Source organism: Streptomyces sp. WZ-12, assembly GCF_028898845.1.
GTDB lineage: Bacteria > Actinomycetota > Actinomycetes > Streptomycetales > Streptomycetaceae > Streptomyces.
Window position 1 is genome coordinate 8,549,155 of record NZ_CP118574.1, and the last position, 25,535, is coordinate 8,574,689.

The 25,535-nt window shown below is 69.9% G+C and carries 17 protein-coding genes; 10 read left to right on the plus strand and 7 right to left on the minus strand.

Translation table 11 applies throughout. The features are described 5' to 3' along the window. Positions 1–30: 30 nt before the first annotated feature. Entirely contained in the window at positions 31–978 is a 948-nt protein-coding gene (locus PV796_RS37505; RefSeq protein WP_274918219.1) for an alpha/beta hydrolase, read from the minus strand. Positions 979–1,331: 353 nt separating this feature from the next. Continuing rightward, complete coding sequence (locus PV796_RS37510; RefSeq protein WP_274918220.1) at positions 1,332–2,549, minus strand: cytochrome P450; 1,218 nt, start codon at positions 2,547–2,549, stop codon at positions 1,332–1,334. 912 nt (positions 2,550–3,461) lie between these two features. Here PV796_RS37510 and PV796_RS37520 point away from each other — a divergent pair. Further along, the gene (locus tag PV796_RS37520) at positions 3,462–3,617 is read left to right on the plus strand and encodes a hypothetical protein (RefSeq protein ID WP_274919413.1); all 156 of its coding nucleotides are present in this window, start codon (positions 3,462–3,464) and stop codon (positions 3,615–3,617) included. 63 nt (positions 3,618–3,680) lie between these two features. Here PV796_RS37520 and PV796_RS37525 read toward each other — a convergent pair whose 3' ends face one another. The 4 genes from PV796_RS37525 to PV796_RS37540 form a co-directional block, all read right to left on the minus strand. Then, positions 3,681–5,039 carry an MFS transporter gene (locus tag PV796_RS37525; RefSeq protein ID WP_274918221.1) on the minus strand — a complete coding sequence of 453 codons (1,359 nt, stop codon included), beginning with the start codon at positions 5,037–5,039 and terminating at the stop codon, positions 3,681–3,683. Between the two features lie 411 nt (positions 5,040–5,450). Continuing rightward, complete coding sequence (locus PV796_RS37530) at positions 5,451–6,902, minus strand: CoA transferase (RefSeq protein ID WP_274918222.1); 1,452 nt, start codon at positions 6,900–6,902, stop codon at positions 5,451–5,453. Between the two features lie 68 nt (positions 6,903–6,970). Next, complete coding sequence (locus tag PV796_RS37535) at positions 6,971–7,708, minus strand: helix-turn-helix domain-containing protein (RefSeq protein ID WP_274918223.1); 738 nt, start codon at positions 7,706–7,708, stop codon at positions 6,971–6,973. A gap of 327 nt (positions 7,709–8,035) precedes the next feature. Further along, complete coding sequence (locus tag PV796_RS37540; protein WP_274918224.1) at positions 8,036–8,617, minus strand: TetR/AcrR family transcriptional regulator; 582 nt, start codon at positions 8,615–8,617, stop codon at positions 8,036–8,038. Between the two features lie 210 nt (positions 8,618–8,827). Here PV796_RS37540 and PV796_RS37545 point away from each other — a divergent pair, with 210 nt between their 5' ends. The 8 genes from PV796_RS37545 to PV796_RS37580 all read left to right on the plus strand — a co-directional run bounded on the left by PV796_RS37545 (position 8,828) and on the right by PV796_RS37580 (position 23,014). Beyond that, the gene (locus PV796_RS37545) at positions 8,828–10,369 is read left to right on the plus strand and encodes an AMP-binding protein (protein WP_274918225.1); all 1,542 of its coding nucleotides are present in this window, start codon (positions 8,828–8,830) and stop codon (positions 10,367–10,369) included. 2,444 nt (positions 10,370–12,813) lie between these two features. Further along, complete coding sequence (locus PV796_RS37550; protein ID WP_274918226.1) at positions 12,814–15,366, plus strand: Pls/PosA family non-ribosomal peptide synthetase; 2,553 nt, start codon at positions 12,814–12,816, stop codon at positions 15,364–15,366. A 193-nt stretch (positions 15,367–15,559) separates the two neighbouring features. After that, positions 15,560–18,817 (plus strand): non-ribosomal peptide synthetase, encoded by a 3,258-nt coding sequence (locus tag PV796_RS37555; protein ID WP_274918227.1) that lies wholly within the window; start codon positions 15,560–15,562, stop codon positions 18,815–18,817. A gap of 56 nt (positions 18,818–18,873) precedes the next feature. Beyond that, positions 18,874–19,881, plus strand: coding sequence for a TauD/TfdA family dioxygenase (locus tag PV796_RS37560; protein WP_274918228.1), 1,008 nt, complete (start codon positions 18,874–18,876; stop codon positions 19,879–19,881). Continuing rightward, on the plus strand, positions 19,878–20,963 hold the full coding sequence (sbnB, locus tag PV796_RS37565) for a 2,3-diaminopropionate biosynthesis protein SbnB (protein WP_274918229.1): 1,086 nt from the start codon (positions 19,878–19,880) through the stop codon (positions 20,961–20,963). Before PV796_RS37560 ends, sbnB begins: the two co-directional genes overlap by 4 nt. Before the next feature lie 36 nt (positions 20,964–20,999). Beyond that, positions 21,000–21,983 carry a 2,3-diaminopropionate biosynthesis protein SbnA gene (gene sbnA / locus PV796_RS37570; RefSeq protein WP_274918230.1) on the plus strand — a complete coding sequence of 328 codons (984 nt, stop codon included), beginning with the start codon at positions 21,000–21,002 and terminating at the stop codon, positions 21,981–21,983. A gap of 271 nt (positions 21,984–22,254) precedes the next feature. After that, positions 22,255–22,677: a hypothetical protein gene (locus PV796_RS37575; RefSeq protein WP_274918231.1), complete on the plus strand. Its 423-nt coding sequence runs from the start codon at positions 22,255–22,257 to the stop codon at positions 22,675–22,677. 76 nt (positions 22,678–22,753) lie between these two features. Then, a complete protein-coding gene (locus tag PV796_RS37580) occupies positions 22,754–23,014 on the plus strand; it encodes a hypothetical protein (RefSeq protein WP_274918232.1) in 261 nt (86 codons plus the stop codon). A 107-nt stretch (positions 23,015–23,121) separates the two neighbouring features. On the opposite strand, the gene PV796_RS37585 is transcribed toward PV796_RS37580, so the two are convergent. Continuing rightward, positions 23,122–24,339, minus strand: a complete 1,218-nt coding sequence (locus PV796_RS37585; protein ID WP_274918233.1) for an IS701 family transposase — start codon at positions 24,337–24,339, stop codon at positions 23,122–23,124. Between the two features lie 346 nt (positions 24,340–24,685). On the opposite strand from PV796_RS37585, the gene PV796_RS37590 reads away from it, so the two are divergent. Beyond that, positions 24,686–25,513: an AfsR/SARP family transcriptional regulator gene (locus tag PV796_RS37590; RefSeq protein WP_274918234.1), complete on the plus strand. Its 828-nt coding sequence runs from the start codon at positions 24,686–24,688 to the stop codon at positions 25,511–25,513. Positions 25,514–25,535 lie beyond the last annotated feature (22 nt).

Below are 25,535 nucleotides of genomic sequence, written 5' to 3' on the forward strand. Positions count from 1 at the left end.
GGGGAACGGGGCGTGGGGAACGGCGTGGGTTCACCGGTTGAGGATGCGGCGTAGCCAGCGGACGCGGGCCTCGCGGGCGTCGCGGGCGACGGCGGTATCGGGTGCGATCTGATCGAAGCCATGGAATCCGCCCGACCAGACGTGGAGTTCGGCATCGCCTCCGGCTTGCCAGATGCGGGTGGCGTAGGCGACGCCCTCGTCGCGATAGGTCTCGGCGGCGCCGACGTCGATGTAGGCCGGCGGCAGGCCGGACAGATCGGTGGCGCGGGCGGGTGCCGCGTACGGCGGGACCCGGTCCGTGCCGTGGGCCTCGCCGAGCAGCGACGTCCAGCCGACCTCGTTGGCGCGCCGGTCCCACACGCCGCGGCCGGCCATCTGCCGGGCGGAGGCGGTGTTGTTGCGGTCGTCGAGCATGGGGCACATGGCCAGCTGGCCGGCGAGGCGTGGTCCGCCCCGGTCGCGCGCCATGAGCGCGACGGCGGCGACCAGCCCGCCGCCCGCGCTGCCGCCCGCCACCACGATCCGCTCCGGGGCGCCGCCGATCTCCGCGGCATGCCGCGCCACCCACACCAGGCCCGCGTAGCAGTCCTCGACGCCCGCCGGGTACGGGTGTTCGGGAGCCAGACGGTAGTCGGCGGAGACCACGACGAGCCCGAGAGGCGCGGCCCACTCGCGCAAGATGCCGGGCATGCCGGTGCGGCCGGTTCCGCCGATCATGCCGCCGCCGTGCAGGTGGTAGAGGACGGGTGCACCGTCGGACAGCCCCGTCGGGCGGGCGATCAGCAGCGGGACGTCCGGCGCTCCGTCAGGTCCCGGTGCCGCACGCTCCACCACCTCGAAGCCCCCGCCGTCGCGGAGTTCCTCCAGTGTGGGATCGGGAGCGGTCTGGGCGAGGTGCGCGCGCCACCGCGGCACGTCCGCGGGTGACGACGGCTCGGCGCCGCGCAGCTCGCCCAGCCTGTCCAGGACGATCGCCACTTCCGGGTCGAACGGTACGGAGGCGGGCCAGGTGTCCTGATCCGTCCGATCCGTCTGATCCGTCTGATCCGCGGGAGTCGCGGGAGCGGTTGAGTCCGTCGGAACTGCGGAGGCCGTCGGATCGGACGGGGCTGCTGGGCAGGTGGTGGTCCGTGGGGGAGTCGTGGGGGTCTGTTGCGGGTTGTTGCCGGGCGTGGGGCGGGAGTTCATGGATGCCTTTCTGGACGGGTGTGGGCTGTGCGCCGGCACGTGCCGGGCGCGCGGGCAGCGGAACCGAGCGGGGCAGCGAGGAGCACACAGGCGGCGTGGAGCGCACAGGTTGCAGGGGCGCGTAGGCGGCGGGCGGTTCCGGGTCACCAGGTGACGGGCAATGCGTGTACGCCGTAGGCGATCATGTCGTGTTTGAAGCGGATGTCCTCGTCGGGGAGAGTGGTGCGCAGTTCGGGGAAGCGGCGGAACAGGGCCGAGTAGGCGAGTTGGAGTTCCTTGCGGGCCAGGTTCTGTCCCAGGCACTGGTGGACGCCGTAGCCGAACGCGAGGTGTCCGCGTACGTCCGGCCGGTCCACGTCGAGCCGGTCGGGGTCGCGGAAGACGGCCGCGTCGCGGTTGCCGGAGGCGTTCGGCACGATCACGCCCTCGCCCGCGCGGATGAGCCGGCCTGCGATCTCGACGTCTTCCGTGGCGACCCGGGAGAGCCCGTTCTGGGTGATGGACAGGTAGCGCAGCAGTTCCTCGACGGCCAACGCCACTCTGACGGGATCGTCGCTGTCCCGGACGACGGCGAGCTGGTCCGGGTTGCGCAGCAACACCAGTGTTCCGAGGGCGAGTTGGTTGGTGGTGGTCTCGTGCCCCGCGACCAGCAGCGTTATCGCGGTTTCGACGAGGAGCGCAGGAGTGAGTTCGCCGGTGCGCAGCCGTGTGACGATCAGCGAGCTGAGCAGGTCGTCACCCGGATCGTCGTCCTTGCGCCGGATCAGGTGGCCGAGGAAGTCGGCGAGTTCGGTGCGGGCGGCGGTGAACTCCTGCACGGTGCTCTCCCGGGAGATCATCGTGCCAGCCACGCGCTGGAAGAGGGCATGGTCCTGCCGTGGGACGCCGAGCAGTTCGCTGATGACCAGAGAGGGCATGGGCAGCGCGAAGGCTCCGACCAGGTCGGTGGGCGGCCCGGCGGCCTGCATCCGGTCCAGCAGGTCGTCGATGATCCGCACCAGCCGCGGAGTCATCGCGGTGACCTGTTTGACCGTGAAGCGACCGATGAGCATGCGGCGTTGACGCGCATGCTCCGGATCGTCCTGCATGCTCAGGGCCTGCACCTCCTGGCTGCCCTGGGCTTTGAAGCCCTCGGTCGGCGCGGGAAAGCCCGGCCTGCTCGGGTCGGCGCTGAAGCGCGGGTCGGCCAGCACGGCGCGCTGGTCCTGGTAACGGGTGACGAGCCAGGGCGTCTGCCCGTCCCAGATCCGTACCCGGACGAGCGGAGCCTGCGCGCGCAGGGCGGCGAAGTGCGGCGGTGGGTCGAAAGGGCAGCCGGGAGCGCGGTCGAGGGGGAAGTCGGGAATCGTGGTCTGCGGCACTGGTGTCTCTCCTCGTGATCAAAGAGTGATGGGGGAAGCGGCCTGCGGTGGCGGCCAACGCCGGTCCCCCTGGAGGCTCGTGGGGAGGGGAACGCAGCAGGCGGGCAGGCGCAATCGCCTCCGGCAGCCGAAGCCGACCAGGGCGGGCCCGCACTGAGAACAACAGGTTCGAAGGCTGAGACGGCGCCCCACGGCACCGCACGACGCGACAGTCCGGTCACGTTCCACGAGGAAGCCCGATACCGCCCGGCGTGGCGTCGACGGTACCCGCGCGCATCCTTCGTCCCCCTCACCGGGCACGAAGAGGACCAGCGCACACGGCGGGGAAGGAAGAGAACGGCTTCAACGAGAGGACCGGCGACCACACTTGCGCCCCAGGGAGAGGGCGACACCACACACGGAAGCAGCCCCGCGCCAAGACGCGTGGAACAGCACATTCACGACACGTGGTGAACGTGCCCCCGGGAACGCCGCCTTCGAAGCGGCTACAGTCTGTCGACCTCGATGATCACGCGGGCATGGTAGCACCGCCCGTACGGCACCCGACCGCGTGCCGGCGACGAAGGCACAGGCCGGCGCAACGGATCGCCCACGGCCGATACGTCAAACGCCTTCAAACCCCAACGCCCCGATACAGGCGCGGCGTACGACATCCCCACCTGCGAACATGGCTCCGCGCCAAGCGAATCGGCGTCCGCGCCGCACGCAAGGTCATCGATTCGACGTCAACGAGCGCCTGGGGCGGCGTCGTTGGGTGATCCGTGCCTCATTTCCTCGTTGACTGAATACCCCAGACTCAGTCCCCACTGCGCGCACGACCCCAGCCGTGGCGTGCGGATGCGGATGCGGACGAGAGTGTGGATGCGGTTCGGGGCGGCTTTGCCCGTCAGGCGGAACGATGAGCCACCTGGGATGGCGTATCCGTTTGCTGAGCAGGCGAGTTGGTTCGCCATCGCCATCGCCATCGCCATCGCCATCGCCATCGCCATCGCCATCGCCCTCGCCGCGCCCGCCCCGTCGGATCGATCGCGCGAGGGGTACCCGGGGCGGTCAACCACTCTGCGGTGACCGGAAGTTGACCCCGGGAGAGGAGCGCGAACCCTCCGGAGGGGGTGATGGACCAGAGTGCTGTCAGTTGTCCGGAGTGAGGCGGATGACTGCTGCTGACACGAGGGCGAGGACGGTGCTCAGGCCCCACAGGATCAGGTAGGCGGTCAGGGTGGGCTGGTGGGTGTTCGGGGACAGCAGTGCGCTGAGCAGTGCGGCGGCGGCCGCCCCGGCGAAACTGCCGCCGGTGGTCTTGAGGGTGTCGTACACGGCCGTTGACACGGCGGCCCGCCCGCGCGGGCTGCCTTCGGCGATCACCGTGGGGATCCCGCCGACAGCCAGGGCGGTGCCGAGGCCGGAGAGGACATGCCCGGTGCCCCAGGCCGGCATGGTGCGGTGTCCGGCGGCTTTCACCGCGAAGCCGACGGCCGCGAGAAGGAAGGCGTACGTCAACATGGTGCGGTAGCCGACCCGGCGGGCGACGGCGGCCGAGGCGCTCACGACCAGGAAGCCGCCCAGGGACGGTACGGCCAGCCACAGCCCGATCTCCCCCTGCGTGAGGCCGAATCCGTAGCCGGTGCGTTCTGGCGAGGCGTCGAGGTAGGCGACGAGGACTCCTTGACCGCCCAGGACCATGACGCCCAGCGTGAATCCACAGGCGAATGCCGGAGCGGTGGCGCGGCGTGCCATCGCCCGTACGTCGGCAAGCGGTTCGTGGGTGCGCCGTGCCAGCCACAGCCACAGGATGAGGACCACCGGCGCCAGCAGCAGTCCGGCCAGAACACCGGGGGAGGTCCAGCCGTTCGCCGTGCCCTGGAAGGTGGCCCCCAGCAGCAGCGTCAGGCCAAGAGTCAGCAGCGCCGTGCCACGCCAGTCCATCCGACCGCCGGCTCGGTACCGGGTCTCCGCGACACCCGGGGCGAGGCAGAGGGCCAGGCAGACCGCGGCCAGTGCCGTGAGGATCCACAGCACCGCCCGTACGTCGCCCAGGGCCTCGGTCAGGAATCCTGCGGAGACGTCCCCGGCGGTGGACCCGAGGAGCAGGGCGGCCATCAGCATCCCGACTGCGCGCCGACTGTCGTTCACCGTCAGCCGATCGCGGGCCAGCCCGACACCCAGCGGAACCATGGAGCTGAGAATGCCCAGCAGGGCGCGACCGGCGAGGAAGAGGGCAAGTCCCGGTGCCAGGGCGCACAGCAGGCATCCGGCCGTGGTGATCCCGAGTGCGACGCGCAGCATGCGGCGGTGGCCGTACAGATCGCCAAGGCGTCCGCAGACGGGCACGCACACGGCGGCGGACAGGAACTGCGTCGCCGAGATCCACATGGCCGGCCCGGTGCCGGTGCCCAGGAGATCTCGGATGGCGGGCATGAGGGTCAGCACGCTGCCCTCGACGAATCCGTCAAGTGCGGCGAAAACCAGGAGCGGGACGACAACAGACACCGGGAAAGGCCGCGGGTCCCCGCGGATCACTGCCGCATGCATCACTCTCCCCGAACAGTCCCGGGACCGGGCGGCAGCAAGCAGCCCGCAGACTCCCGCTGCGTTGTGTCGACGGCCGCGCCGCACCACGTCCACTTCCCGCGCCCTGGCTGTCGCCGTGCCGCGCGGCCGGTGCCGCAACGTCCCTGTGCCTTGCTAGACTTGACGACCCGCGAAGTCCCCCCGGTCTTCGAATCCTTGCCGACACGGCGCCGGCGGAACCCGGCACCCCAGCACACCGCCCGATCGAGTGACGGCGCTGCGACGCCTGCTCATGGAGGTGTTGCGGGGGACGGACAGCGCGGTGGATGACGGCGCTGAAGGAGGCGGCCCCGGCGATGCGTTCGCCGGGGCCGCCTCCGAGCACAACCCTTAGCGCCACTGGAGCGCTGCGGATCCCAGTGGGGTGCGTCGGCCGGGCTGGGGGACGGTGCGGCCGCTGTACGTGAACGGTGTGGCCGGTTCGGCGAGGGGGCCGAAGTCGGTTGCGGTGGTTGAGAGCGCGGCGAGCGGCGTGCGCCCGGGCCGGGGCAGGGCGAGTACGTCCTCCCGTGCCAGCAGCCCGAGTTCCTGCACCCAGTGGCACACTCCGGCCAGGGTCACGCGGATGCGCCAGGAGCCGCCCTCGGTGGCGCGTCGGCGCAGGACCGTGGTGACGGCGGCGGCGCCGAGGTAGGCGGCGAGGTAGTCGTTGAGCAGGTAGGTGGGCGGCAGTGACGGGCGGTCGGTCCACTCTTCGATGGCGAATCCGGTTGCGGAGCAGGCGAGTTGATCGAACCCGCCGCGTTCGGCCCAGGGGCCTTCGGCGCCCCAGGCGTGGTATTCGAGGGTGATGAGTCCGGGGCGGCGCCGGATGAGTTCCTCGGTCGACGCCCCGTGTCGGGCGAGCCCCCGGTAGGCGTGGACGAAGACGTCCGCTTCCTGGAGCGCGTCGTGGAAGGCCGCACGGTCGTCAGCGTCGCGCAGGTCGCAGTAGGCGTTGCGCTTGCCGCCGCCGGTCATGGCGATCATCGGGATCGGGTCGGGGCGGTCGGGACGCGTCAGGTGCAGCACGTCGGCGCCGAACTGGGCGAGCAGCCGCGTCGATACGGGACCCGCGATGACGTGGGTGAGATCGAGCACCCGGATGTCCGTGAGCGCCTCGTCGGCCTCACCGATCGGTTCCAGCGGTCGGACCGGTCCGTCACCGACGCGTTCGATCTCGACGACCGGGCGCTGTGCGACATGCCGCCCCGCGGGGTGCGCCAGCCACTCGTCCCGGCTGCGCACCGCACAGGCGACGCCGCCCCGTGCACAGATGGCCTCCTCCAGCGTGAAGGCGTCCCAGTCGGCCGCGGCCCGCGCGATGTCCACCTTGTCCAGCCCGCACCTCAGCACGGAATGGACCGCGTCCCGCAGATGGGGATAGGTGGTGATGATGAAGATCCAACGGCCGTCGCGCGCACGGTAGAAGTCGTTGTTGTCGAGCAGTGCCGGGTCCTCAAGCAAGGCGCCGATCGGGCGCCCTGCGAGTGTCGTGTGATACGTCGCCATGAGCTGGTCGATCGCGGCTCCGGCCTGCACCTCTACCCTCTGGTGTCGGTGACCGCGCTGTTCGCCGAGCGCCGCCGTCTGCCGGCCGAAGACACCGATCGCGGCGGACATGGAATCGGCGAGGCGGTGCACCGAGGGCACCAGGGGATCGGCCCCGACGACGGTGATGCCCTCGGCTCCCCGGGCCGGGTCGGGGTCGCCGAGGGTGTGCAGCAGTTGGGAGACGATCTCGTCGGTGGACGACGACGGCGGCGTTGTCGGCTGGGTCGTGCTCAACGTGTGTGAGGTCATGCCCGGATGCTCGTTCCCGCACGGCACGATCGCCTGGATTCACGGATATCCGTGAAGGGATGCGGACGTCACGTCCGCGTCTCCTGGAGGTGCGCGAGGAGTCGGGCCGCCGCTCGGTCCAGGCGCAGTCGCTCCGAGCGGCCGCGACGCCGGTGCATCAGGGCGAGGGCTCCGGTGACGACGGGGCCGTCGGTGACCGGGATCGCGAGCGCGCTGACCTCGGGGTCGGCCAGTCCCTCGCTGCGGCTGATCCGCGACGCCCGGATCGAGGGGAGGGCGGAGCGGAACTCGGCGACCGCCTCGGGGTCATGGCGGGCGAGTTCGTCGAGCAGGCCGCGGCGCTCCGCCTCGTCGGTGAAGGCCAGGAGCAGACGGCCCGCGGCGGTGCGCAGCAGCGGCCGGGCCAGGTGTTCGTCGGCGAGCGGGACGAGGCGGGGAATGTGGTCCTCGCCGCCGCGTGCGAGGTACACGGCGTCGAGTCCGACCCGCACCGTGAGCAGTACCGGGGTACCCGCGACGCGGCTCAGTTCGTCGAGCTCGGCCTGGCTGAGCCGCGGGACGACCCGGCCGGCGATGAGGTTGAGGACGTGCGGGGCGGGTCCGAGCCGGAAGCGCCGGTGTTGTTCCAGCAGAAAGCCCGTCGCGACAAGGCCGTTGACCAGGTCCTGCACCGAACTCGCCGGCGCCCCGATCGTCCGCGCCAACTCGGCCACGGTCACCCCGCCCGGCGCCCGCGCGGCGGCCTCCAGGATCCACGCGACCCGGTCCACCGTACGGTGCCGCCCGCGTCGGCCGTGCTCACTCATTCCACCCCACCTCGCCTGGCGAGTTCGTCGTCATAGGTCTGCCTGGCTCGTCAGCACGTGAGTGACGGCGGCGGTGACGGTCGGCACCAGCAGGTATGCGCGCACGATCCCCGCAGGGTTGTCCCCACGCGGACCGGGGCGTGCCCGGCCCAGTCATGCCGGAACTCGTGGTCCGACGTTGCCAATTGACGCACGAGCGGTGTCCGGGGCTCGGGCCAAGGCCCGCGGGCGGGCCGCCGTTCGCTGCGCGCCCTCGGCCCGGACGGTCACGCGCGCCGGGTGCCGGCCGGCGGCTCTGGCCGCGGGACTGACTGGTGCGGGGCCGAGTCAAGGCGTGGGCCGGCTCTTGAGCAGGGCGTCGAGGCGGTGGAGGAGCCATGACCAGGTTTCCTGGGTGTCGGGGGCGCTGTGGCTGAAGCCGCCGGCCGCCTCCAGACTGACGTAGCCGTGGATGACGCTGCCCAGGAGGCGGACGGCGTGCGTCTGGTCGGGTTCGGCGAGGTCGTAGCCGCGCAGGATCGCCCGCAGCATCTGGGAGTGTTTGGGAGCGGCGCTGCCGGCTGCCGTCGCGGAATCCAGGCGCAGTTGGGTGGCGGCGTAGCGGCCGGGGTGTTGGCGGGCGTAGTCGCGGCAGACGTCGGCGAAGGCGGCCAGGGCGTCCTTGCCGGCCCGCCCCGCCATGGCGGCCGAGGCCAGGTCGGCGAGTTCCTCCAGGGCGTGCAGGGCGATCCGGGTCCTGAGGTCCTGGAGGTTCTTGATGTGCGCGTACAGGCTCGCGGTCTTGACGTCGAACCGTCGGGCCAGCTCCGTCGGGGTCACCCGGTCGAAGCCGATCTCGTCGGCGAGTTCCGCCCCCGCCCGCACCACACGTTCCGTGCTCAGCCCTGCGCGCCCTCGGGTCACAGTCATCCCTCCATCGACCTCATCCAATTATGCACTTGCCTAACGTGATTAGGAAACCTACTTTGTTCCCGGGACGGCGATTCGGGGGGCCCGGCAAATCCTGGGCACCGACGGCGAGTCGGGGGTGATCCCCGCTGCCCGCCTTTGCCCGAGCCCCGTTGTGCCACCCCGGGCCGTCGGCTCGAAACCGCTCACCCACTGCCGGAGGAAACCCACATGCCCAACGCCGCCCTGCCCTTCCGCTCCTTCGTGGACGACATCCTGGACTCGCTCGGGGACACCCCGGCCCACGAGGCGCTGGTCCACCAAGGGCGACGGATCACCGCCGGTGCGTTCCGTGACCTGGTCCACCGGTTGGCGCACGCGCTGCGCTCCCAGGGCCTGAAGCGCGGCCAGACCGTCACGCTGCTCAGTGGCAACCTCCCCGAGGCCCTGGCCGCACGCTATGCCGCCAACCTGCTCGGCTGCCCGGTCAACCACCTCTACAACAAGCTCTCCGCCGACTCCCAGTCCGCCATCGTGCGCGACGTGGAGACCCAGGCACTGATCGTGGACCCGGCGTACGCCGAGCGGGCCGCCCAAGTCACCGCCACGGCCCCGGTTCCGCACCTGCTGACCCTCGGCGCCGGCACGTGGGGAACCGATCTGTTGGAGTTGGCCGCCGCCCAGTCCACCGAGCCGGTCTCGGGACTGGCCCGCCCCGAGGACATCTGCTCCATCCGCCACACCGGCGGCACCACCGGCCACCCCAAGGGCATCTGCACCAGCTTCGCAAGGGCCGGCAGGATGCCCCGCACGCCCGACGGGCAAAATGCCGCCCGGCCACGGCAGTTGGTGCCCACCACCCTCGCCCATGCCGCCGGGCTGATCGCCGACCATCTGCTGGCGGCGGGCGGCACGGTGGTCCTGCTGGACGACTTCGACCCCGGCCGGGTGCTCGCCGCCATCGAACGCGAACGCATCACCCACCTCTACCTACTGCCGCCGCTGCTCTACCAACTCGTGGACCACCCGCACGCGGACCGCACCGACACCTCCAGCCTGCGCCAGGTGATCTACGGCGGGTGCCAGTCATCCCCGGCCCGCATCGCCGATGCCATCCGCCGCTTCGGCCCCGTTCTCCTGCAGGGCTACGGCCAGACCGAGGCCGGCAGCATCAGCGTCCTCACCCCCGACGACCACGACCTCAACCGCCCCGGGCGACTGCGCTCGGCGGGCAAGGTACTGCCCGACGTCGAGGTGGCGATCCGGGACTCCGCCGGCCGCGACCTGCCGCCCGGCGAGCACGGCGAAATCTGCGTCCGCTCCGGCCACGTCATGCAGGGTTACTGGAAGCAGCCCGAGCTGACCGCCGAGGTCCTCCGGGACGGCTGGCTGCACACCGGCGACGTCGGATTCCTGGACGACGAGGGCTACTTGACCCTCGTCGACCGGATCAAGGACATGATCGTCGTGGTCGGCGGCCACGTCTACACCACCGAGCTGGAGGACCTCCTCAACTCCCACCCGGAGGTGCTCCAGAGCGCCGTCTACGGCGTCCGCGACGCGGATCGGACGGAACGGGTGCACGCAACCGTGGTGCGGGCCCCGGGCTCCGAGGTGGGCGCGGGCGCACTACGGGCCATGGTCCGCCGGGAGCGCGGCGCGATGTTCGAACCGGCGTACATCGCCTTCGCCGACGCGCTGCCGCTGACCGACGCGGGCAAGCCCGACAAGAGGCTGCTGCAGTCACGCGCGGCACGGCAACGGCCCGTCTGACCGGGCGGTCCGGCCCATCTGCGGGTCGGCGCACCATCCTTTGATGTCCACGCCGATAGGGCCCCGAGCGGTCCGTTCAACGGCCGGTAGGGCAACCCGTGTTCGGTTTCGAGGGGTACGGGCGGCGGATGCTCTTCCCTGAGCGATGCCGCGGCCTGCATGATGGGCCTGACCGAGGGGGAATTGAGAGGGATACTGCGGGAGCGGAACCCGGCCGGGGTCTTGGCGTCGGCCCGTGGTGATGAGAGCGAATGTGCGGGTTGGGCGGTCGGCGTGCGGGCCCTCAGAAAAAGCGGCGTGTCGCGTCGATTCCCACGTCGCGGCCCCGTTGGTGAACGAATCCACTGCGTGGTGCGTGCCGGGGGAGTCCGGGGAGAAGGTCGCGCAAACTCCCCCGTCCAGGTGATCTAGAGCGATTCGATGTTCGATGCCCGCTGTGGCGCGGGCATGGGAATCTTGCTTCGTGGGCTGGAAATTCCTATTGTCCGACCGAGGGTGCGATCTTGGAATGCCGTGGAACGTGCGGCGACGGCTGCGACCCGAAGGTCGTGCACACGACGTCATGGGAGAACTCCCTCGCGACGCTGGGAAAAAGCTCCCGCGTAGCGGGCAGGACGGGGCTTCGGGTCCTCTCCCGGCCTCGGCCGTGTTGATGCGGCGTTGTTGTAGCGGGGGAGTGTGCGTGCGGCCCGCCGTGTCCGGCAAGTGTGTCGGGGCGATACGGATCGCCTAGCCATCGCGCCCGCCCGTTAAGGCAGGCACTCCACGGTCATCCGGTTCATCCGGCGCCAGTATGGCGCTGTTGGCTTGCCGTTCATGTCGATGCCGGCGATATGCGTGTTCGACGTGGCGGCCTGACGGAGCTCTCGGCGGCGAGCGTGGGCGACTTGCTCACGGCGGCGAACTCCGCACGCGGCTGCCGGTCAGGACCCGCAGTGCACCGAGGTGGCCAACTCCCTTCGTCAGGAGTGGGGTTCGGGCGCCGCTGGCCTCTGGAGGCAAGTGCTCTTGGCTCACCGAAGTCCATGCTCCCGGGCGCCTCACGAGGGCGTCCTGTCCGATCGCCGGCCTCGCTCGTCACGGCGGTGCCCTCGGTTGACGGGGTCCGATCGGCCAAGGGCAGGTCACAGGGGACGTCCGACTCTTCGACGTTAAGCCTCGGGGGCATGGCCGAGGCGGCGGAGACCACAGAACACCGGGAAAGCGAAGCCCGCGTCAAGACGACTGTGAGAATGGCAATTTCGAACGGTTCGACGTCACCTCACCTGTACCACACGTCACTTGAAGAACAGTGGGAGTTTCGCATCCGATTGACAGATCCAGCCTCCTCTCGCGTTGTAGGACAGGTGCGAAGCCTCGGAGTCGTAGTGCGCGGGGCAAGGATGCCACGTGGTGAATTCTTAGAACCGTTGCGCCATGCAATGTCTGTGGCTTTCCTGTGCGCGGGCCGCATTCCACTGGCCTGATGTCGACCGGTCGGCATTCGGCCAGATCGTGTGCCCTTCGCTGTCTCCATCCCGTTGACATGGGGAAGGGGAGAGGGCCGGGAATCTGTATACGTGGATTTGGTTTTTGCTAGAGCTACGCGGGGTCGTTACATGGAAGTCACACGGTAAGCTACCGGTTGATCACTGGAGGTGGACCCGCGAGTTCCGCTCCATTCTGGTGCACAGAGTTTCGCTTTCCCTATGGATTTTGGCTCTCAAGGAGTCTCAATGACGAAGCCATGCCGCCTGCTTGAACCAAGGGGCGGGGGTGAGAACCCGGTTGCCGTGCACGAGCCGCCATATGGCATCCGCGCTTCGACAGGCTGGGGCGACGTCGGGCACCAACACGAGCCTCGCCACGGGGGAGGTGACTGGTGTCGGTGCGGGTGGCGATATGGCCTGCGGACGCGGCGGTGAACTGACCGGTGGACAACGGGCTCATCCGGCGCGGTAGTCGGGGGTTGCGGCGCGTCGACGGGCGCGGGGCGAGGTCTCGTTGATCGGTTGCTCGACGGGGTGAGCCGGCAGTCGGGGTGGGGTGGACCAGGCCGCATTGAGCGCGCCGGGTCGGCTCTCGGCCGGGCCGCCAACTCCCCTGCTGTGGTGGCCGGCTGGCGCCGGTCGCTCACTTCACTCCCGGGTGCGGCGGGTTACGTCGAGCGCCGACGCTTGTTGCCTACTTCTTTCGGGTGCATGGCGGCAGCGTTCGGCACTCTCCGGTGAGGTGACCTGCCCGCACCTGAATCCGTGCTCGTTGAGTAATTCCCGCTGCCCTGCACAGCGTTCGTTCGGTCCGAGTAAAGAACCCGGTGTCGTCGCCCCGGCACCGGCGCACATGGCAACGCACACCTGGATCGCAGGCCGGGCCCCGGAGGGTCGGGGCGGCCACACCACCACAGCGAAGGCACCACAGCCGCACTGGCCCTCCGGGGCCACCACACAACGTACGGAGTACACATGGCGAGCAAGTCCACCGACATCCCGACCGACGGCCTGACCGAAACAACCATGCCCGCCCTTCGGGAGGAGAGGGATCCGACACACGCCTTGGAGGAGATCTTCGCCGAGGTGTTAGCCGAGGTGGTGGGCGTCGAACAGGTCCCGGTCGAGAGCCACTTCTTCAACGACCTCGGCGCCGACTCACTGGTGATGGCGCATTTCTGCGCGCGGGTCAGAAAGCGACCGGACCTGCCGTCGGTGTCGATGAAGGACATCTACCAGCACTCCACCGTCCGCAGCCTCGCGGCGGCACTGGAACACGCCACACCCGAGCCGGCCACGCCGGTCGGGCCGGCCCCGGTCGAGGCGCCGCCACAGGGGAGCAGCCTGCGCTATGCCCTGTGCGGGACACTGCAGTTGCTCTTCTTCCTCGGCTACTCCTACCTCACCGCCCTCGCCACCACGAGGGGTTACGACTGGGTCTCCAACGCCTCGGGAGCGATCGGCGTCTACGGCCGGGCAGTGCTCTTCGGCAGTGCCGAGTGCATCGGCCTGAGCCTCTTCCCGATCGTGGCCAAGTGGGTCCTCATCGGCCGCTGGAAGCCGCGGGAGTTCCCGATCTGGGGGCTGACCTACCTGCGCTTCTGGATCGTCAAGGTGCTGCTGCACGCCAACCCCATGGTGCTGTTCGTCGGCAGCCCCGTGTACGTGCTCTATCTCCGCGCCCTGGGCGCGAAGATCGGCAAGCACGTCACGATCCTCTCCCACCACGTCCCCGTCTGCACCGACCTGCTCACCATCGGCACCGGCAGCGTGCTCCGCAAGGACTCGTTCTTCCTCTGCTACCGGGCCCACGCCGGGCGGATCCAGACCGGCACAGTCACCCTCGGCCGCAATGCGTTCGTCGGCGAGCGGACCGTGTTGGACATCGACACCGCGATGGGCGACGGGGCCCAGCTCGGCCACACCTCCACCCTCCAACGCGGCGAGACCGTACCGAGCGGGCAGCGGTGGCACGGATCCCCCGCCGAGCGCACCGAGTTGAACTACGTGCGGGTCGCACCAGCGCACTGTGGCACGCCGCGGCGGATCGCTTTCGGCCTGGTCAGCCTGTTGAGGACGTTCCTCGTCGGGCTGCCGCTGGTCATCGGCGGTGCCGCCCTGCTGTTGACCGAAGTCCCCATGCCTGTGGGCCACAAGGCCCTGAGCGAGGAGTCAGTCACCTCGACGGCGTTCTACCTCGACACCCTGATCTTCTCCCTCGCGCTGTTCTTCGGGTTCGTCATCCTGGGCCTGGTCGTGCTCTGCACCGTGCCGCGCCTGCTGCGCCGGGTGATCAGGCCGGACACCGTCTATCCGCTCTACGGCTTCCAGTACGGCGTGCACCGCGCGATCGCGCGCATGACGAACCTCAAGTTCTTCATCTGGCTGTTCGGCGACAGCTCCTACATCGTCCACTACCTCCAGGGCCTGGGGTACGACCTCTCCCGCGTCGAGCAGACCGGCTCGAACTTCGGCAGCGGCCTACAGCACGAATCCCCGTTCCTGAGCTTCGTGGGCAGCGGAACGATGGTCGCCGACGGACTGTCGATCCTCAACGCGGAGATCTCCCACACCTCCTTCAGCGTGTCCCGCACCGAGATCGGCAGGCAGAACTTCCTCGGCAACTTCATCGCCTACCCCGTCGGCGGCCGGACCGGTGACAACTGCCTCCTGGCGACCAAGGTGATGGTCCCGCTCGACGGCGAAATCCGGGAGGGCGTGGGGCTGTTGGGCTCGCCCAGCTTCGAGATCCCGCGGACGGTGGAGCGCGACGCCCGCTTCGACCACCTGCGCGACGGCGACGAACTGCGCCGCCGCCTGGCGGCCAAGAACCGTTACAACCTGCGCTCCATCGGCCTGCTGCTCCTCCTGCGGTGGCTGCACTTCTTCGCGCTGACGCTGCTGAGCGTGGCCACCTTCTACCGCGATGACGCGCTCGGACAACTCCTGGACGCCGTGTTCCTGGTGTTCTCCGTGGGATTCACCGCCGCCTACTTCGGGCTGATCGAGCGGTGCCTGATGCGGTTCCGCCCCCTGCAGCCGAAGGTGTGCTCCATCTACGACCCGTACTTCTGGCACCACGAGCGGCTGTGGAAGGTACCCGAAACCCACTTCAACGCCTTCAACGGCACCCCGTTCAAGAACGTCCTGTGGCGGATGTTGGGAGTCCGGGTCGGCCGTCGGGTCTTCGACGACGGCTGCTTCATCACGGAGCGCACGCTGGCGACCATCGGCGACGACTCCACCTTGAACGCCGGCAGCAAGATCCAGTGCCACTCGCAGGAGGACGGCACCTTCAAGTCCGATCACTCAACGCTCGGCACCGGCAGCACCCTGGGGGTGGGTGCACTCGTCCACTACGGCGTGACGATGGGGGAGGGCGCGGTGCTCGCCGCCGACTCCTTCCTGATGAAGGGCGAAGACGTACCCCACAACGCAGTGTGGGCGGGAAACCCGGCCGCCGAGACCCCTCACCACCGGCAGCGGGCGCCCCAGACAGGCACCGCAGCGGCGGCCACCTTGCGGTAAGCCGATCGCCAGGCCGTCACTGCGCCGCCGAACCCACGGAACGACCAACACCCGTCACACGCTGGACGGTTGAGAAATCCCGTACCACCGACCGGAACACCAACCGGTACGCCACCCGCCACCGCCGACCGCCACGGCCCACCACCACCAGCCACCGTGGCGCCGGCGAGAAGAGGAACAAGAGGCAACCCCGATGGACAATCCGCAGGACGTCGACCGCGAGTACTGGACGAGAGTGCTCTCCGCCGGAGGGTTCACCGCGATCCCGCGGTGGGCGCCCGATCCGGCGACCGGCGTGGCCGAACACGAACTGCCCCTTCCGGACGCCCTGGTGACGAGGCTGCGCCAACGGACCGACGGTCTGGACGTACGCCTGAATGCGGCCCTGCTGGCCGCACACGCCAAGGTCCTTGCCGCGCTCGCCGGCGAGCGGGAGGTGGTCACCGGCTACCTCTCCGCCGACGGCGGACCGGCACTGCCCTGCCGGGTCTCCACCGGTTCCCGCACCTGGCGCGAACTGGCGCGGGACGCCGCCTGGGCGGCCGCCGAACTCCGCTCCCACCACGGCTACCCGGTGGACGCCCTGAGGGCCGAACTGGGTCTGGCCCAACAGCCGCCGTTCGAGGTGGAGTTGGACCTGTCCGGGACCGACGACGAACTGGCCGACACCACCGTGCTCAGGCTGGCGATACTGCGGCACGACGGGCGGATCACGCTGCACCTGCGCTACCGGACCGAGGTGCTGGACGCGAAGTACGCCGCCCGGATCACCGGCTACCACCTCACCGCGCTCGCACGCTTCGCAGCGGACCCCGACGCCGAGCACGCGACGCAGAGCCTGTTGTCCGTGGCCGAACGCCGCTTCCAACTCGAAGCGCTGACGGGCCCCGACCTCGACCTGCCCGACCACCGTTTCCACGAACTGTTCGAGGAGCGGGTACGCCGCCACCCGGACGCCGTCGCCGCCGTGCACGGTGGCCGGCAGTGGACCTACCAGGAGCTCAACTCCCACGCCAACCGCCTGGGGCGTGCCCTCCTGGCCCAGGGACTGACCCGTGAAGGCGTCGTCGCCGTCGTCACCGAACGCAACCTCGACTGGATGGCCGCCGTCCTGGCCGTCTTCAAGGCCGGCGGCGTCTACCTGCCCATCGAGCCGCACTTTCCCCCCGACCGCATCGCCGCCGTGCTCACCCGGGCCGAATGCCGCCTCGTCCTCACCGAACCGGGCAGCACCGCCACCCTCGACCAGGCACTGGCCGCCCTGCCCGACACCCACTCCCTGGACATCCACACCGTCCTGGCCGACGACGACCTCGGCACCGACGACCTGGGCGTCGACGTCGGTGCCGACCAACTCGCCTACATCTACTTCACCAGCGGTTCCACCGGCGAGCCCAAGGGCGCGATGTGCGAACACGCCGGCTTCCTCAACCATCTCTACGCCAAGATCGGCGACTTGGGGATCATCGAAGGCAGCGTCGTCGCCCAGACCGCACCGCAGTGCTTCGACATCTCCCTGTGGCAACTCGTCTCCGCACTCCTGGTCGGCGGACGGACCCACCTGGTCGAGCAGAAGGTGATCCTCGACGTCCCGCGCTTCGTCGACACCCTCGCCGACGGACGCATCACCGTCCTCCAGGTCGTCCCCTCCTACCTCGAAGCCGTCCTGACCCACCTGGAACTCCACCCCAGTCAACTCCCGGACCTGCGCTGCGTGTCGGTCACCGGTGAGGAGTTGAAGACGGAGCTCGCCCAGCGCTGGTTCGGCGCCGTGTCGGGCATCCGACTGGTCAACGCCTACGGCCTGACGGAGACCTCCGACGACACCAACCACGAGGTCATGGAAGGGGCGCCGGACGACGGCCGGATCCCGCTCGGGCCGTGCGTGAACAACGTGCGCGTCTACATCGTCGACGACAACCTGGAGCCGGTGCCGCTGGGCGCCCCGGGCCAGATCGTCTTCTCCGGAGTCTGCGTCGGCCGCGGCTACGTCAACGACCCCGAACGCACCCGGGACGCCTTCCTCGACGACCCGCACTACCCAGGCCAACGGCTCTACAAGGGCGGCGACTACGGCCGCTGGCTGCCCGGCGCCAAGCTGGAGTTCCTCGGGCGCCGCGACGCCCAGGTCAAGGTCCGCGGCTTCCGCATCGAGATCGGCGAGATCGAGAACGCACTGCTGCGGGCGCCCGGCGTGCGCGACGGCGCCGTCACGGTCGCCGGGGACCACCAAAGCAAGCGCCTGGTGGCCTTCTACAGCGGCCCACAGCCCCTGCACACCGAGAGCCTCCGGAAACAACTCGCCAAGTCGCTGCCCTCGTACATGGTGCCCGGCACCTTCCACTGGCGCGAACAACTGCCGTTGACCGCCAACGGAAAGATCGACAAGAAGGCCCTCACCGCGCTCGCCAACCAACCCGAGGACGTCGAGAACCACCAGGCACCGCGCACACCCGCCGAGCGGCGACTGGCCGGGGCCTGGGCGAAGATCCTCGGCGTCCCGGAGGACCGGATCGGGCGGCACGACCACTTCTTCGACCTGGGCGGCACCTCCCTGTCGGCCGTGAAACTGGCCATCGCCCTCGACCGCGCCGTCTCCCTCAAGGACCTCACCCGGCACCCGGTCCTCGCCGACCTGGCCGCACTGCTCGACGGCCAACAGGAGCGTCGCCGCGGGCTGTTGCACACCCTGGCCGAACCCGAGGGCGAGCCCATCGGCCACCTGGTGTGCTTCCCCTACGCCGGGGGCAACGCGGTCAACTTCCAACAGGTGGCCAGGCACCTCCAAGCCGGCGGACTGGCGGTCCACGCCGTCGAACTGCCCGGCCACGACCTCGCCGTCAACCAGGAACCCTTCGCACCACTGGAACGCGTGGTCGAGCAAGTCGTTGCGGAGATCACCCAGCGCGGCCTGACCGAGGTCCTGCTGTGGGGCCACTCCTCAGGCACCGCATTCGCCCTGGCGACCGCCCAACTCCTGCAAGCCCGCCAGGCCCCCGCCCAACGGGTCTTCCTCAGCGCCCAGTTGCCCGGCGAAGCCCCCGACCGATACGCCGCCGCCAGCGCGCTCGCCGCCCAAAGCGACGAGGAGATCGCCAAGGAGCTCAGCGCGGACAGCGGCTACGGCACCCTGGGCGACCTCGACCGCCAGCGCGCCACCCGCGCCGCTTCCGCCTACCGGCACGACGCGCTCTGCGCCCACCGTTACTTCGCCGGCGCCCTCGACCGTCCCCCGACGGCCAGGCTGACCACACCCCTCACCGTCATCGTCGCCGACGACGACCCGATCACCGCGGACGCCGCACACCGACACCTCCAGTGGCGGACCCTGGCCGACCACGTCGACCTGCACCAACTCCCCGACGGCGGCCACTACTTCCCGCGCACCCGCCCGGCCGAGACGGCGCAGGCCGTCCTGCGCGCCGTCCACCCGCCGACCACTCCTCGGTGACGCCCACACCAAGCCCCGAAGAAGCAACCAGAGCACGAGAAAGGAACGGGACGTCAATGCCCGCAACACCACCATCAGCCGCACTGTTCGAGGTGTCCGTCCAACCCGGCAAGCCGCCGATGCTGCAGGCCGAGGCAAGCAGCGACCCCGTGCAGTGGGTGGCCCGACACCGCGACGCACTCCGTGCCGCCGTCACCAAGCACGGCGCCGTCCTGGTGCGCGGCCTCGGCCTGCGCGACGTGCCCCAGACCACGGCGGCCTTCCGGACGCTCTCCCCCCACCTGATGGCCGACAAGGAGAGTTTCGCCCCGCGCCAGACCTACGAGGAGGGGGTGTACTCCTCCTCGAAGTGGCCGCAGAACCAGCCGATGTGCATGCACCACGAGCTCAGCTACACGTTGGAACTGCCCGGCCTGATGCTCTTCGCCTGCCTGAGCGCACCCACCAGCGGCGGGGCGACCGGCGTCGCGGACTCCGCGGCGGTCCTGGACGCACTGCCGCGGAGGCTGGTCAAGCGGTTCGAGCGGCAGGGCTGGCTGCTGACCCGTACCTACAACGACGAGATCGGCGCCTCCGTCGCCGAGGCGTTCGGCACCGACGACCGCATCACCGTCGAACAGTACTGCCGGGACAACGCCATCGCCTTCGAGTGGCAGCCCGACGGCGGCCTGCGGACCCGCCAGCGGCGCAGCGCCGTCGTGCGCCACCCCGTCTCCGGCCGGCGCTGCTGGTTCAACCAGATCGCCTTCCTCAACGAGTGGACCATCGCTCCGGAGATCCGCGAATACCTGGTGGAGGAGTACGGCGCCGACGGACTGCCGTTCAACACCTTCTTCGGCAACGGCGACCCGATCGACGCCGACACCGTCCAACTCCTCAACACCGTCTACGAGACCCACACCGCGCGCGAGCCCTGGCAGGCCGGCGATCTGATGCTCGTGGACAACATCCGCACCGCGCACAGCCGGGAGCCGTTCGACGGGGCACGCGAAGTCCTCGTCGCGATGACCGACCCGGTGCACCTGACCGACTGCTCGCCCACCATCGAGGTGACCCCCAAGTGACCACCGCACACTCCGCCACCCCCCGCCCCCAGACAACCGCCGACGAACCGGCGCCGCGCACCGCCCCACCGTTCGCGGTGATCTCCGGAGCCCAGGTCCAACAGGCCCTGTCCGGGCACGAGCGCGAGATCGTCGACCTGGTCGAAGCCACCTACCGCCTGCACGGCGCCGGCAAGTCGGTCAACCCGCCCTCGTACTTCCTGCGCTTCCCCGACCGGCCGACCTCCCGCATCATCGCGCTGCCGGCCTCGCTCGGCGGACAGTCACCGATCGACGGCCTGAAGTGGATCTCCAGCTTCCCCACCAACGTGGCGGCCGGAATCCCGCGCGCCTCGGCCGTGCTGATCCTCAATGACCACGAAACCGGCTATCCGCTCGCCTGTCTGGAAAGCTCCATCATCAGCGCCACCAGGACAGCGGCGTCCGCCGCGCTCGCCGCCGACCGGCTCAGCCACGGCCGACCGCGTCCCCGCCGCATTGGATTCTTCGGCACGGGCCTGATCGCCCGTTACATCCACACCTTCCTGGCCGGCACCGGCTGGGAGTTCGACCAGATCGGCGTGCACGACCTGTCACCCGACAGCGCCACCGGATTCCGGACCTACCTCGAACAGACCTCCACCAACACTCCGTTGATCACGGTACGCGACAGCGCCGAGGAACTCATCCGCAACAGCGACCTGGTCGTCTTCGCCACCATCGCCGGACAACCACACGTCAGCGACGTGTCCTGGTTCGACCACCACCCACTGGTCCTGCACATCTCGCTGCGCGACCTCGCCCCCGAGATCGTGCTCGCCGCCACCAACATCGTCGACGACATCGAGCACTGCCTGAAGGCCGACACCTCACCCCACCTGGCCGAACAACGCACCGGGGGAAGGGACTTCCTCGCCGGCACGCTCGACGACGTGATGGAGGGACGGGTGACCGTACCGGCGGACCGGACCGTGGTGTTCTCACCGTTCGGACTCGGGGTCCTGGACCTCGCGGTCGGCAAGCACGTCTACGACGAGGTGGCCCGCTCGGGCGAACTGCACGTCGTCGAGGACTTCTTCCACGAGCTGCGCCGCTATGGCTGAACGACCAAGGTCACTACCACTGTTCGGAGAGGCGTCATGACCATCATCTCCGTCCCCACGGACTTCAACGAAGAGGACCTGTACGTCGACCTGCGGCCGATCGTCGGTCACTCCCTCTTCCTGAAGTGCGAGGGTTTCAACTTCGCCGGTTCGATCAAACTCAAGGCGGCCACCGAAATGGTCGAGGCCGCCGAGTGGCTCGGGATCCTCAAGCCGGGGTCCATCCTGGTCGAGTCCTCGTCCGGCAACCTGGGCGTGGCCCTGAGCCTGATAGCCGCCAGCAGGGGCTACGGCTTCGTGTGCGTGACCGACTCCCGGTGCAACCTGTCCGCGCGACGGTTCATGGAGGCGATGGGCAGCCAGGTGCACATCATCTCCGAACCGGCGGCCGAAGGCGGACTGCTCGGCGCCCGGATCGCCCATGTCAAGGCACTGTGCGAGTCCGACGACCGGTACGTGTGGCTCAACCAGTACTGCAACACCGACAATTGGAAGGCGCACTACCGCACCACCGCGCCGGCCATCGCCCGCCGCTTCCCCGGTCTGGACGTGCTGTTCATCGGAGCGGGCACCACCGGAACCCTGATGGGTTGCGCCCGCTACTTCCGCACGCTGCACCGACAGGTACGGATCGTCGCGGTGGACAGCGCCGGCTCCGTGACCTTCGGCGGCGAACCGGGCCGCCGCATGATCCCCGGCCTGGGGACCAGCGTCCGCCCGGCGATCCTGGACGAGTCCTACGTGCACGAGGTGGTCCGCGTCGAGGAACCGGACACCATCCGCGCCTGCCACCGCCTGGCCAGGCGCGGATTCCTCTTCGGCGGCTCCACCGGCACGGTGGTCAGCGGAGCCGCGCACTGGCTGAGCCAGCACGAAGACCAGAACCTCACCGCGGTGGCCATCGCACCGGACCTCGGCGAGCGCTATCTGGACACCATCTACCAAACCAACTGGCTGCACGACCTGTACGGCGAGGACGTCCTCAGCCCCGACGAACTCGCCACGGATCTGACGGCCTGACCCGGCGCCCCCGAGCGCCGTCCGTCCCGACCTCGGTGTCCCGCTTCCACGACCGCCAGCGGTGCGGCGCATGGCCTTCGTGGAAGGGGCACTGAAGTCCCGTCGCGCGGGCGCGACAGCCACTGAGGCACCGCACGACGTCTTGACCCCACTCCTCGCGACGCGCACCGCTCCCGACACTGTCCCTCTCGGCGAAGTCCGGGATGCCACGCCAGTCGGCTCGTTGATCTGTCGGGAGCGCTGTCGTCCGCCGCTCCAGGAGGTTTGCCGCATGCACTGTCGTAGCACGGTAATCGACCGCGCCGCCCGGGTGATGGCCGCGGTGCTGTGCCTGGCCATCGTCTGGGTCCACGTCGAGGACCAGGGCGGTATCCCCGGCGATGAGACTCCGCATTACATCGCCCTCGCCTACTACCTGGTGGAAGGCGGCGGCATGGTGTGTGCCGGGCTGCTGCTCGCCGGGCTTCGAACCGGCCGGTACCGAGACGCGTGGCTGCTCGCCTCCTGGGTCGCGGACGGTCCGCTGCTGGGAAACGTCCTCACGTGGATCCCCGAGATCCCGGAGCGCGGCGTCGACGACAGCTACTGGAGCGACCCCCCAGGGGGCGAAAGCGTCGTCGTCGAAGTCCTTCTGCTCACCCTCTCCCTCGCGATGACGCTCCTGGAGCCCCCGTCGGGGAACCCCTCTCCGTGACCTGACTCATCCTCCGCGATGAGGGAGCGGGCCACCCGGTTCGGCCAACGGGCCGGCCTTCGCACCGCGGTTACGGATGATCCGCCCACGGAGCGCGCACCTCTCCGCGGTCCGACTCGCCCCGGTCATCAGCGCAGACATGCCGCTGACCCTCGCCGTGCACGCACGCGTGACCGCCTCCGGCACCTGCCTGCCCGTCCTCGACCCGGACGGGGAACGCCTCGTCGGCTGGCTCACTCACCAGAGCGTCCTCCGAGCCCTGCACGGGTCCGCTCCTGCGCCGACGACCGCCGCCCGAAGCGGCCCGTCGGCCCCGCGGCAGACCGCTTCCCACTGAACCGTCGGAAGAACGACGGTGCCGCGCCCGGGCGTTCGGTGATCACGGCGACCGGTAGCCAGGGCGGCGCCGGCATGGCAGCGGCGCCGACCCGGGTGGTGCGGGTGTCAGGAGCCGGCCGGCTGGAGTTCGCCCAAGGGCGGGGTGAAGTCGTCGGTGGGGACGTGCCGGTCGGGAGCGGAGCCGGAGAGGAGGTGCCATCCGTACGCGGCCGAGACCAAGGTCATGTGGTGGTGCCAGCCGGGGAAGGAACGGCCCTCGAAGTCGAGCAGTCCGAAGCGTTCCCGGAGGGTCTGCATCGCGGCACCGACGCCGGCCTGGGTACGGGCGAGGGCCTGCAGTGCGTCGATGTCGGCGATGTTGGTGAGCCAGACACGGGCCGGGCTGGGGTGCATGGGATGCCACTTGGCGAGCAGGCGCATCGTTTGCTGGCCGTGCGGGAGATGGACGGGGCCGGAGAGGGTCCACATGACGGCGGTGTGGCGGTGCCGGTCCCGGGCGGTCGTCACCAGGGAGGGGGCGCCGCGCTGGAGGCGCCGGTCGACGACGCACAGGCGGGCCGCCAGGGAGTTGGTGCCCGCCCGCCATTGTGAACCGAGGTGCGGGCCGCCGCGCACCACCAGGGTCCCCGAGACGGTGACGATGAACTTGAGGCCCCGGTTGGACAATCCGTTGACCAGGGAGGCGGTGTCGAGGAGTTCCCTGGCGTCCGCCACCACCGGTGGCGGCGGCCCCTCGTGGCGGCACATCTGGGTGTCGACGAGTTCCATGCCGAGTGCCCACAGCGGGCGGGCGTCCCCGGAGTCGGGTATCCGCGCGCGGCGCCGCAACTGCTGGTCCCGGCACCAGACGTCGGGAAGGTGAAGCCGCCAGTCCACCGGTACGTCGCCGCAGCAACCGGACAGCAGCAGTCCGATGCCGGCCTGGCAGTTGATGACGCGTCCGGCCGCGGGATCGAAGCGGCGGTGCACGCCGACGGAGTGCTCGCCCCGCTTCGGTGCGACGACCGGTACGAGGCTCCAGGCCCGTACGGCGGCCCGTTGCCGGGCCCAGTCGGCGAGGGCACGGCGCGAAGGGTCCCACGGCCAGGGGCTCGCGCTGACGAACTGGTGGAGCGACTGGGAGGCGGTGGGACCGCCGGAGACCGCGGCGGCCATCCGCCGCACGGACTTCTTGCCCGGTGTGCCGATCAGTCCTCGTAGATACGTCTCTGCCCAACGGCGTTGATCCTGCCGGGGCAGGTGCCCGAACACATCCCTGCTGAAGGCGTCGATCGTCATCTGGCGGTGTGGACTGTGCATGCGCGACGTACGGTTCGTGGTCATGCTTGCTCCCCCTAGCGGCGTGACCCCGGATACCTGAGATGGCAAGAGGATAGCGGGCGTTGTCTCCACTGCCAGGCGGCGAAACTGTCCGGCGACAATTTTGGCAAGTTGTCCCGCGGAGCCCGTGGCGCCCGGGCCTGGGCCGTTGCGTGGCGATCCGCAAACTGCCTACGTCTTTGGGAAGTTGGCGGTTGTGCGCGTGTCGGGGGAGGACGCATGGTGCACCGGCCGCCCACGACCGGATCGACCGGAGGCCGCCAATGCCCCGACGACAGTGCGCAGTTCGCCACTCCTTCCTCCGCCCGCGCCCCGCGCACGCGTGCGGTGGGAGCCTCCAATGACCGGGATGAGTACGGTCGGGCGCCGGGGCGCCAAGGTCGCGGACCTTCCGCTGCGGGTCGGCGTGCTCGGCCCGTTGTCGCTGGTCGTCGACGGGCACCAGCGCACCCCCAGTGCCCCCAAGCCCCGGCAACTGCTGGCCCTGCTCGCCCTCAACGCCAACCGGACCGTCCGTGCGAGCGAGTGCGTCGCGGAACTGTGGGGGGCCTGCCCGCCCAAGACGGCGATCTCCACCCTCCAGACGTACGTGCTCTACATCCGGCAGGTCCTACGCACCGCTCCGGCCGACCACAGTCACCGTCTGATCACCCGCTGCCAGGGCTATCAGCTCGGCGTGGCCCCGAAGGCGAGCGACCGGCTCGCCTTCGAGTACCTGGCCCGCCGGGGGCGCGAGGCCCGTGCCGCGGGCGATCCCGCCCGTGCTTCCGCACTGCTGGGGCAGGCCCTCGCACTCTGGCGCGGCCCAGCCCTGGCGGACGTGCCACCCGGGCCGCTCAGTTCCGTGCACGTCGTGGAGCTGGAGGAGGCCCGCACGGGGGTGCTGGAGCAGCGGATCGAGGCGGACCTCCGGCTCGGCCGACACCACGAACTCCTCCCTGAACTAGCAGTTTTGACGGCACGTCACTCAGTCAACGAGAACATCCACGCGCAGTACATGGTGGCCCTGTACCACTCCGGCCGGCGGCTTGAGGCCCTGGACGTCTTCCACCGGCTGCGCTGCCGGCTGGGCGGCTCCTTCGGCATCGAGCCCGTGCCGCGGCTACGGCGGCTGTACGAGGCCATCGACGCGGACGACCCCGCGCTGCGGGCGCCCGCGGGGTTCGCCGCGCCCTGAGCGACCACGGACCAGGCCCGGC

Bases quoted from the DNA above. Each gene is read 5' to 3' on its own strand.
- PV796_RS37520 (WP_274919413.1), top strand. From the start codon at position 3,462: ATGGCGTATCCGTTTGCTGAGCAGGCGAGTTGGTTCGCCATCGCCATC.
- sbnA (WP_274918230.1), top strand. From the start codon at position 21,000: ATGACCATCATCTCCGTCCCCACGGACTTCAACGAAGAGGACCTGTAC.
- PV796_RS37590 (WP_274918234.1), top strand. From the start codon at position 24,686: ATGAGTACGGTCGGGCGCCGGGGCGCCAAGGTCGCGGACCTTCCGCTG.
- PV796_RS37530 (WP_274918222.1), bottom strand. From the start codon at position 6,902: ATGACCTCACACACGTTGAGCACGACCCAGCCGACAACGCCGCCGTCG.
- PV796_RS37555 (WP_274918227.1), top strand. From the start codon at position 15,560: ATGGACAATCCGCAGGACGTCGACCGCGAGTACTGGACGAGAGTGCTC.
- PV796_RS37545 (WP_274918225.1), top strand. From the start codon at position 8,828: ATGCCCAACGCCGCCCTGCCCTTCCGCTCCTTCGTGGACGACATCCTG.
- PV796_RS37540 (WP_274918224.1), bottom strand. From the start codon at position 8,617: ATGACTGTGACCCGAGGGCGCGCAGGGCTGAGCACGGAACGTGTGGTG.
- PV796_RS37550 (WP_274918226.1), top strand. From the start codon at position 12,814: ATGGCGAGCAAGTCCACCGACATCCCGACCGACGGCCTGACCGAAACA.
- PV796_RS37580 (WP_274918232.1), top strand. From the start codon at position 22,754: ATGATCCGCCCACGGAGCGCGCACCTCTCCGCGGTCCGACTCGCCCCG.
- PV796_RS37535 (WP_274918223.1), bottom strand. From the start codon at position 7,708: ATGAGTGAGCACGGCCGACGCGGGCGGCACCGTACGGTGGACCGGGTC.
- PV796_RS37560 (WP_274918228.1), top strand. From the start codon at position 18,874: ATGCCCGCAACACCACCATCAGCCGCACTGTTCGAGGTGTCCGTCCAA.
- PV796_RS37585 (WP_274918233.1), bottom strand. From the start codon at position 24,339: ATGACCACGAACCGTACGTCGCGCATGCACAGTCCACACCGCCAGATG.
- PV796_RS37575 (WP_274918231.1), top strand. From the start codon at position 22,255: ATGCACTGTCGTAGCACGGTAATCGACCGCGCCGCCCGGGTGATGGCC.